Origin of the sequence: Kordia jejudonensis, assembly GCF_001005315.1 — a bacterium.
Classification (GTDB): Bacteria; Bacteroidota; Bacteroidia; order Flavobacteriales; family Flavobacteriaceae; genus Kordia; species Kordia jejudonensis.
Map to the genome: position 1 here is coordinate 114,886 of NZ_LBMG01000016.1, position 8,820 is coordinate 123,705.

Here is an 8,820-nt window from a genome sequence, read left to right on the forward strand (position 1 = left end):
TTATTACAGTTATTCTTTTGTAAAAATAAATTGCTTTTTCTTAGAAAGTTCTGATGCCATATTGTTCAGATCATTAAGATCAATTTCAGTTAAAACCGTTGGAGAAATATCTGTTTCAGAAAGATTCATTTCAAGTAACAATGAATGTGATTCTAGCTCTACTACTTTCGCTAATTTTGTCATATCTTTTAAGAATATATAATTTCCATCTTCATAATATTTCCAAGCACTTTTTTGTTTAAAAAACGGATTTAATATATGTATTGAATCTTTTTTAATGATGATTTTCTCAATTCTATTTTTAGACAATGGATTGAATGCACCATCTTTATCAAGATCTTGAACATTTTCTATATTGACCAGCTTCCAAGTTCCTAAAAGTGCTGCGGGCTTTTTTTGCTTTTTTGTTACTTTTTCTAAAACATACTTTTTTTCCGCTAATAAATAGTCGGTAAGGTAAATAGTATTTCCATCAACAGCATCAATTAATAACACCGTATTGTCAAAATGAGATTCTAATAGTAAAAAAGAATGGTTACCTATCTGCATTATTTGCCAAATCTGCTCATACACATCTGTTTCATCAACAAAGTATAAATATGATTGGGAATCGTTTGCGAAATCTTCGTACAACTTCTTGCCATTCGCTTCCGATTTGTAAAGATTTCCTGTTGGATTCCAGTTTATTTTTTTGTGCTGTTTGGGTAGTTTTTTATAGGTAACTTTTACATTTCCATAATCAATCGTTAGACTATCTTTATTCAAGTTGATATTCAAAGTAGTTTTCTCGTTGTCATCAAAAATTATTTGATCCTCTTTCAGTGTGAAATTAGCGGTACGATCCATTCCTTCAGACTGAATTAATCTGTTTTCAAATTTTTTAAGTCGATATGAATTTCCTTTGATTTCAAGAATATGACCAAATTGTGGACGTTCTTTTTTTGAAGGATTCTCACTATTTGAAAACTGTTCGTAACTAGCAATCCAAACACCTTCTAACGCTGTATTTGAATTGTGCGTAGTAATGACTGTTATAAATAAAAAAGTAAGTAGTAAATTTTTCAACATCACCATCAGTTTTTAAGGTTATTATATGTATAAGTAATTCATCGTCACGAATTGTTACCCTTTTCGTAATAAAAAAAAGTGAACCGAAGTTCACTTTTTATGTATGCTGTCTATATTTTTTTTGAAATTTTTTATTTAATACGTTCTACAATTAACGTATCCAACGATAATTCTTTTCGCAACCAAGTTTCCAATTCTTTTTCGCGAAGTGTTTGTACACTATCATTCAATACAGGATTCCATTTTACGGCTGCAACTGGAATAGTGTCTACTTTGATAAAGTCTTTAGAACTTAACATTTTAGCAAATCCAAACTGACGTAAATCGGCATATTTGATTTTCGCATCTTTGGATACTTTACTAAAAGCTATATAGTTTTCATTTTCTAATGATGCTTTTGATTCTAGTTGTGAATTCAAATCGGATACTTCTTGTTGCAATTCGGCTATTTGCTTTTGCAAACCTTCTACAATTTGATCTTTTTCATCCAAATCGGCATACGCACGTTCTAGCGCATCAGAGATTTTATCAAAACTTCTGTTTTTATTTCCGTTGATTTTTAATTCAAAATCTTTGATGTTGGAAAATTTTTGCAAATCACTTTTGTATTGTTGTGCTAAATCATCTGATATTTCTCCGTTGAAATATAGATTGATTGTTCTGTTCTCCATGTCTAAATCTTTGTCGCGTTTTTGCAACCAAACTTGTGTATTTTCTTGAATTGGCTTTACAAATAGATTGTAATCTCTTCGGATATTATTTTCCTGCAATACATTCCAAAACGTCCAAGCTGCTGGAATCATCACGGCTAATGCCACAACAGAAGCCAGCTGTGATATACGTTTACGTTTGGCAGAATTGGCGTATTTCAACATCGGGAAACGCAATATTTTTAATACCAAGAAAGTTGCTAAGGCAATAAAAATAGTGTTGATCGTAAATAAATACATAGCGCCACCAGCATATCCTAATCCAATTGTTCCGCCTTTTGCGAGTCCGTAACCAACTGTACATAATGGTGGCATTAACGCCGTTGCAATTGCTACACCAAATATTACAGAAGCAATTGTTCCTTTTTTAGTTCGGGCAATAATGAGCGCCAAACCACCAAAAAAAGCAATTAATACATCGCGAATATCAGGTTGAGTTCGTGCAATTAATTCGGAAGAATCTGTTTGCAACGGAAAAAATTTAAAGAATAAGAATGCTGTTAACACACTCAAAAATACCATGACACCAAAGTTGATCAACGATTTGCGTAAGGTATAAATGTCATTGATGGCAATAGACATTCCCATTCCCAAAATTGGTCCCATTAGTGGAGAAATAAGCATGGCTCCAATGACAACCGCTGGAGAGTTTGCATTCAATCCGACAGATGCTATAAATATGGAACATACTAAAATCCAAGCAGTAGCACCTTTGAACGGAATGTCTTTTTTAACATCTTCAATGGTTTGATCTTTGTCTACATCATCACGGATATCCAATAACTTATATAGAAAGTTTTTAAATCCTTTCCACAAACCTTGTACATCTTCACTGTTTTCAGTTGTTTCCGATTTCTCCTTTGGCTCTTCTTCAGAGAAATTAAATTTATTTTCTTCTTCTGTACTCATATATTTTATCCGTAATGTTCACCAAATTTATTTTTTACTTTTTGCAATACTTTTTTTATGTCTTGCTCTTTTGTTTTTGGGTAAATAAGCAATACATCTTCTTTATCTACGACAATATAATCATTTAATCCATCAATAACCACGACTTTTTTTCCTGCGGTTCTAATCATATTTCCGCTAGCATCTTGTAAAACTGTTTGCGCATTTACTACAGCATTTCCGTTTTCTTTCTTGTCAAGCTTGTCATATAAACTTCCCCACGTTCCCAAATCATTCCAATCAAAAGTTGCAGGCAATACATACACTTGCGATGCATGTTCCATAATGGCATAATCAATCGAGATGTTTTCGGCTCGACCGTAATTGTCACGAATGAAATCGTCTTCAAAGTCTGTATTGTAGACGGTTGCACCTTCATCAAATAGTTCGTACAGTTTGGGTTGAAAGTTTTGAAAAGCTGTTGTTATGGTATTGACACTCCAAATAAATATACCTGCATTCCACAAATAATTTCCACTTTCTAGAAACTGTTTTGCCGTTTCATAGTTTGGTTTTTCTGTGAATTGATGTACTTTTTTGATGGCGTTTTCACTTTTTTCAAAGTTGATGTATCCATATCCTGTATTGGCAAATGTAGGTTGAATTCCCAAGGTCATCAATACGTTTTCTTTTTCACATTTGTCAAACGAAGCTTGTAAATTGTTGATAAAAGCATTTTCATCTTCAATCCAGTGATCGCTTGGCGCAACAACCATGACAGCATTTGGATTCAACTTTTGAATTTTTAACGAAGCATATAAAATACATGGTGCCGTATTTCGCATGGCAGGTTCTAATAGAACTTGTTGTTGCGTTGCATCGGGCAATTGTTCTAACACCAAATCGTTGTATTTTTCATTGGTTAAGATGTAAATATTTTCTTTTGGAATCAGTTTGCTTAGCCTGCTAAATGTTTTTTGAATCAGCGTTTCGCCAGTTCCTAACATGTCGTGAAATTGTTTTGGAAAACTGGATGTACTTACAGGCCAAAAACGCGATCCAACACCGCCAGCCATGAGAATTGCGTAATAATTCTTGTTCATTGTTATGTGTATTCTATTGGTAAGTTTTACCGTTACGTAAGCAATATAATACAGATTGCTGAAATAATTAACAAAACTGTAGATTATTAACGGCTTGGTACCGATGAATAGGTTGGATTTGTAGTTTTGAAGCTAGCTCCGTAACAATTCTACTTCCGCATTTGGATTGAATAAGTAAATACGTCCGGTGGAAATTTCTTGACATTCATAGCGTTTTATACGTTTGTTTCCGCGTTTGAAGATTTTACCGTTGTGCAAACGAAATGTACTTCCGTGTGGAATTTCGAACACATAGTTTTTATCATTTTCAGGATCGTATTGTTTGAGCGCTAACGCAAATTTTGCATCTGTATCACTACTCGCTTTCGGATTTTTGAAATGATTGGCAACAATTGGTAATATTCTGGTAGGAAATATTTGCGGATTAATGAATGGTAACATGAGTCGCTGAAAAGTGCGTTTCCACTCAATTCCATGTGGTTTTATGCGTCGCCCAAACTCTTCATAAGCCACTAAATGTGCTATTTCATGAATTAAGGTTACGAAGAAGCGGTATTTGTTTTCGCCTGCATTTACGGTAATGATATGGCGTCCATCGGGCATTCTTCGGTAATCTCCGTGTCGCGTAACACGCTGATTTACAATTTTTAAGTGTACTTGATACTGCTTAATTAGTTCAAAAGTTGGATCAACGGCACGTTCAGGAATGTATTTGGCTAAAATATCTTTCACGTTTCAAAAGTAACAATTTGTTTTGAAAGGAGATAATATTCACAAATAGGACAACCGACAATTCACGGAATGTAAGTTATCGGTTGCCGTTGATTTATAAAATAAGGGTTGATTAATACTGTATATCGCTAATTTTAATAATTGTTACGTTAGATTCTTTCAATTCTTTGATAACTTCATCATCCGTACTTGGGTCTACAGCTTTCGTGGCATCTATCACAAAGTATGAATTATATCCAAGTTCTTGCCCGTCCATTGCTGTCCATTTTACACAAAAATCACGAGCAAGTCCAACTACATATATATTTTCGATACCATTCGCTTTTAATATCGTATCCATTTCTGTTTTTTCAAGATGATTGTTGTCAAAAAAAGCTGAATAACTATCTACATTAGGATTTTGTCCTTTTAGTACAATTTCATCAATACAGCTTTGATCCATTTCTGCATGAATTTCGGCTCCTGAGCTATTTTGAATACAGTGATCTGGCCATAATATTTGTTTTGTTCCATCTTCTAAAATAATCTCATCATACGGTTTACATCCTTCATGATTTGAGGCAAAAGAAATATGGTTTTCTGGATGCCAATCTTTAGAAGCTACAACCAAATTCCAATTGAGTTTCATAAGATCATTTATAGGTTGAATAAGATCATTCGCTTCTTTAACTTCAAGAGAACCATCCAACATGAAATCATATTGCATATCAATAACTAGTAGTGCACTTTTTTCATAATTCATAAATTGAGGTTTTAAGTTTTAAAAAATTATATATTTCACTTACTGATAAATCTATAAAAATCTTACTTACCATCAAAACATAACTTACAAATAACAAATTACTTTCTACTTTTTCTCCATCTTCTAAAAAGTACCATTCCAATAATTGCCAGTAATAGTATTGGCCAAATGTATATGAGTGCAATCGCAATTCCTTGAATGAATTCCCAACCTGCTGACAAACCTTCTTTTGCTTTTGCACCAAATCCTTTTTTATAGGCAACTGGTTCTTTTTTGTAGGTAATAGTCTCGTAAATTTCTACCTGAATGGTACTGAAAGCAACGCGACTACTCATGTATTTTATTTTTCCTTGCACAGCTTCTATTTCTTCCTGAAGAATACGCAATTGATTTTCCGTGTTCAAGATGTCTTTTACCGTTTTTGCATTTTTACGCAATACCGTTTCTAAACGTTCTTTGACTTCTAGTTTGGTTTTCAAACGACTTTGCGCGTCCATGTATTTTTCCGTAACATCTGTTGTAGAAATGTTTACATAATCGGTTTCTTCTGCAAATTTTTGAATTCCATCAAGCATGACATCAAAGTTTTCTTTTGGAATTTTTATGGTAAATCTGTTTTGCTTTTCCTGATAGTTTTTATCGTATCGCAACTCAGAAATGTATCCTCCATTGACATACATCGCTTGTTTGATATCACGCAGCGCCTTATCAATATTTTTTACTTTGTAGCGTGTACTTGCCGTTTTAATGATTTTTAGATTGGCTGGAATATTAGAAACGAGCATTTGATCCGTTTGCGAAGACGTTAAACCTTTTGTGTCAACTTTAAAATCGCCATCTACATCGTCCGCATTTGCTGAACTTTCATTTACGCCATCATAATCATTTCTGAGATCAACATTTTCTATTGATAATTCTTCTTTTAATGCTGCATCATTTTGATGACAAGATATTGTGAAGAAAAATAGAAATAGGAAAAAGTATGATTTTACGATTTGTTTTACTGTGATTGCATTCATAATTTTATATTTTTAAGGATTACGAATACAAACCTATCGGAGTTTCGCCAAGAAGCTTTGTAAATGACTTGTAACAGCTTTGTAAATTAGTTTACAAATTACAAAACATTGATTATCTGATTTTTACACTTTAATTGAACACAGAGAAGACATATTATTTTTCAGTACTGAAACAAGAAATTGCGACTACTTTTTTGGGTTCGCATGCCGCTTCAAGTAATATTCGCGAGTGGAAAGGTGCTACAATTACAGATTTTCAAGAAGATTTGCGTACTAAAACTAAAGGAAGTATTAGTGAAAAATGGTTTTACACGTATATTAAAAATGATGCCGAAAAGTTGCCACGTGTAGACATGCTCAATTTGTTGAGTGTGTATGTTGGTTATGATAATTGGACTGATTTTGTACAAAAACACGCTGAAACTGAAACTGAAATCGAAATTGAAGCGAAAAAAACTAGAAAACCTTCTCGAAAGTTTGTTTGGCTGATCATATTTTTACCAATTATTATTCTTGTTTTTTATAGCTTATATCCAAAAGAAAACACCTTTTCATTTTGTTTTACAGATGCCGATCAGCGAGAAGCGATTACGAATATTTCCTTAGATATTGAGATTATTAGAACCAATGAATCGTCGTTATATTTTAAAACCGACAGTTTGGGTTGTTTCTCTTATACAACTCCCGAAAAAGAATTAAAATTCGTTGTGAAATCGCCCTATCATAAGACAGATACGATTGTGCGACATATCAATTCGAGCACACATAAAACGGTTCAAGTACAAACTGATGACTACGCATTAATGTTGTTGTATTATGCCAATGGAAACAAAGATGATTGGAAAAAACGACGCGATCAATTGAATGCGTTAATTTCGAACGATGTACAGATTTATCGTCTTTTTAAAGATAATATTGGTATTGAAATTTACACCAAAAAGGAATTTATCAACTTATTAACGATTCCGACTAGTAGTTTGAAAAAGCTGCAAATTCTTGATAAAGTATATGAGAATGATCAAATTGTGAAACTTAAATTTATGATTCAATGATGAGAAATATTTTGTACATAGTAAGTTTCCTGTTGTGTTTTTCATGTGCGAATAATACAAAGTCTGAGAATGCAATTATGAAAGAAGAAGCAGTAGAAACTGAAAGTTTTAAAGCAGATGAAAGTAATGTATCTGATGATGCTGACGAAAAAACAGACACTAAAATACCAGAATTTGATTTTTCGTTGAAATTTCTAACTACTGAGATTTCAGCAAAGTTGCAAGCAAATTACGAAGCTAAAATTTTAGCTGTTAAACATCCTGAGTTTGCAAAAGCAATTGCAGAACAATTGGCCGATTCAAAGAAGTTTCAATTCATGCTTTCGGATTCTATCCAAACAATTGAAATTAAAGATATTGATATTTCTAGTAAATTCTCCAAACGAAATGACAGTATTACAACGTTAGCAGTCGTTTATACATCAGTAATCAATTCGAAATACATGCAAAAAGATAGCGCATTGGTTGTAATGAAAAATACGATGGTTATTATTGACAATCAGGTAAAAAGAAATACAACGTTTACGTTTGAGCGTTTAGATTGATAAAATGTTGAATTGTTGAGTGTATCACAATTTAATTTATACGGAAACAATTTTTGATCGTTGTGAGCGTTCTTCAAATAACTAAAAATTACGCATTTACATCTAAAATGTATATTATTTTTTTTCTAGTGCTAATTTTTTCCATAATTTAACAAAAAATAAAAAGTATCACTTATGAAAAAAGTATTGCTGTTCTTAATGCTTTGTGTTGCATTTCCCTCCTTTGCGCAAACTGAGTTATCGGATGATGACGCCGAATCGAAATTATTGGTCGACAATGACCGATTGATCGTCTTAGATTTTTATGCCACTTGGTGCGGACCATGTAAACGTATGGATCCAATTATGAAACAATTGGACAAAAAGTATAAGGATCGTGTAGATTTTTATAAAATTGATGTTGATAAAAGTCAAGTAGATGATGCTTTGGGAATTTCGGCAATGCCAACTTATTTGTTCATTTACAACAGTTCTAACTTAGAGCAGATTGAAGGTGCCATGAGTAAAACTAAAATGGAAAACTTAATAAAGAAATACATGGGCGGCGATGATAGCACGACCGTTTCTACGAACGCTTCTGATGATTTTGATGTAAATGATTTTAGTCAAACTAATATTGATAAAATTTGGAATGATTCTTCTAAATTAAATTCATTGGCATGGAACGCTTATAAAAACCATAATGATGTCAAAATATTATTAAAAGCGATCAAAGCTGTAGAACGTTCTATTGAGTTGGAAGCAACCTATTATAATGTGGATACACATGCTGCATTGTTGTACAAAACAGGAAATTATGCCAAAGCGTTAAAAACGGCTAAAAAAGCAATTGATATTGCAAAAGATGAAGGATTAAGTTACGGATCTACTACAGAATTGATTGAGAAGATTATTGAGGAAATGTAGGTTGCTTTAGAAAAGATGTTAGAACGCTCCTATGTTTGTAAAAGTATAAATTTTA

The 8,820-nt window shown here is 32.8% G+C and carries 9 protein-coding genes; 3 read left to right on the plus strand and 6 right to left on the minus strand.

Annotated elements, in window-relative coordinates; translation table 11 throughout:
- Window positions 1-9: 9 nt before the first annotated feature.
- From AA089_RS10690 to AA089_RS10715, 6 genes are all read right to left on the minus strand, one after another.
- On the minus strand, window positions 10-1,068 hold the full coding sequence (locus tag AA089_RS10690; protein ID WP_046756935.1) for a hypothetical protein: 1,059 nt from the start codon (window positions 1,066-1,068) through the stop codon (window positions 10-12).
- Between the two features lie 131 nt (window positions 1,069-1,199).
- Complete coding sequence (locus tag AA089_RS10695; RefSeq protein ID WP_046756936.1) at window positions 1,200-2,687, minus strand: DUF389 domain-containing protein; 1,488 nt, start codon at window positions 2,685-2,687, stop codon at window positions 1,200-1,202.
- Between the two features lie 5 nt (window positions 2,688-2,692).
- On the minus strand, window positions 2,693-3,769 hold the full coding sequence (locus AA089_RS10700; RefSeq protein ID WP_046756937.1) for a mannose-1-phosphate guanylyltransferase: 1,077 nt from the start codon (window positions 3,767-3,769) through the stop codon (window positions 2,693-2,695).
- Window positions 3,770-3,901: 132 nt separating this feature from the next.
- Window positions 3,902-4,501, minus strand: a complete 600-nt coding sequence (locus tag AA089_RS10705; RefSeq protein ID WP_046756938.1) for a SprT-like domain-containing protein — start codon at window positions 4,499-4,501, stop codon at window positions 3,902-3,904.
- A 112-nt stretch (window positions 4,502-4,613) separates the two neighbouring features.
- Window positions 4,614-5,243 carry a bifunctional nicotinamidase/pyrazinamidase gene (pncA, locus tag AA089_RS10710; protein ID WP_046756939.1) on the minus strand — a complete coding sequence of 210 codons (630 nt, stop codon included), beginning with the start codon at window positions 5,241-5,243 and terminating at the stop codon, window positions 4,614-4,616.
- Window positions 5,244-5,341: 98 nt separating this feature from the next.
- Window positions 5,342-6,262, minus strand: coding sequence for a DUF4349 domain-containing protein (locus tag AA089_RS10715; RefSeq protein WP_046756940.1), 921 nt, complete (start codon window positions 6,260-6,262; stop codon window positions 5,342-5,344).
- Between the two features lie 134 nt (window positions 6,263-6,396).
- Between AA089_RS10715 and AA089_RS10720 the strand changes: the two genes are divergently transcribed.
- The 3 genes from AA089_RS10720 to AA089_RS10730 all read left to right on the plus strand — a co-directional run bounded on the left by AA089_RS10720 (window position 6,397) and on the right by AA089_RS10730 (window position 8,765).
- Window positions 6,397-7,314 (plus strand): hypothetical protein, encoded by a 918-nt coding sequence (locus tag AA089_RS10720; protein WP_046756941.1) that lies wholly within the window; start codon window positions 6,397-6,399, stop codon window positions 7,312-7,314.
- A 77-nt stretch (window positions 7,315-7,391) separates the two neighbouring features.
- Entirely contained in the window at window positions 7,392-7,859 is a 468-nt protein-coding gene (locus AA089_RS10725) for a hypothetical protein (RefSeq protein ID WP_046756942.1), read from the plus strand.
- Between the two features lie 174 nt (window positions 7,860-8,033).
- The gene (locus AA089_RS10730) at window positions 8,034-8,765 is read left to right on the plus strand and encodes a thioredoxin family protein (RefSeq protein ID WP_046756943.1); all 732 of its coding nucleotides are present in this window, start codon (window positions 8,034-8,036) and stop codon (window positions 8,763-8,765) included.
- Window positions 8,766-8,820 lie beyond the last annotated feature (55 nt).

Coding starts and splice junctions, on each gene's coding strand:
- AA089_RS10690 (WP_046756935.1), bottom strand. CDS start 1,068: ATGTTGAAAAATTTACTACTTACTTTTTTATTTATAACAGTCATTACT.
- AA089_RS10695 (WP_046756936.1), bottom strand. CDS start 2,687: ATGAGTACAGAAGAAGAAAATAAATTTAATTTCTCTGAAGAAGAGCCA.
- AA089_RS10700 (WP_046756937.1), bottom strand. CDS start 3,769: ATGAACAAGAATTATTACGCAATTCTCATGGCTGGCGGTGTTGGATCG.
- pncA (WP_046756939.1), bottom strand. CDS start 5,243: ATGAATTATGAAAAAAGTGCACTACTAGTTATTGATATGCAATATGAT.
- AA089_RS10715 (WP_046756940.1), bottom strand. CDS start 6,262: ATGAATGCAATCACAGTAAAACAAATCGTAAAATCATACTTTTTCCTA.
- AA089_RS10725 (WP_046756942.1), top strand. CDS start 7,392: ATGAAAGAAGAAGCAGTAGAAACTGAAAGTTTTAAAGCAGATGAAAGT.
- AA089_RS10730 (WP_046756943.1), top strand. CDS start 8,034: ATGAAAAAAGTATTGCTGTTCTTAATGCTTTGTGTTGCATTTCCCTCC.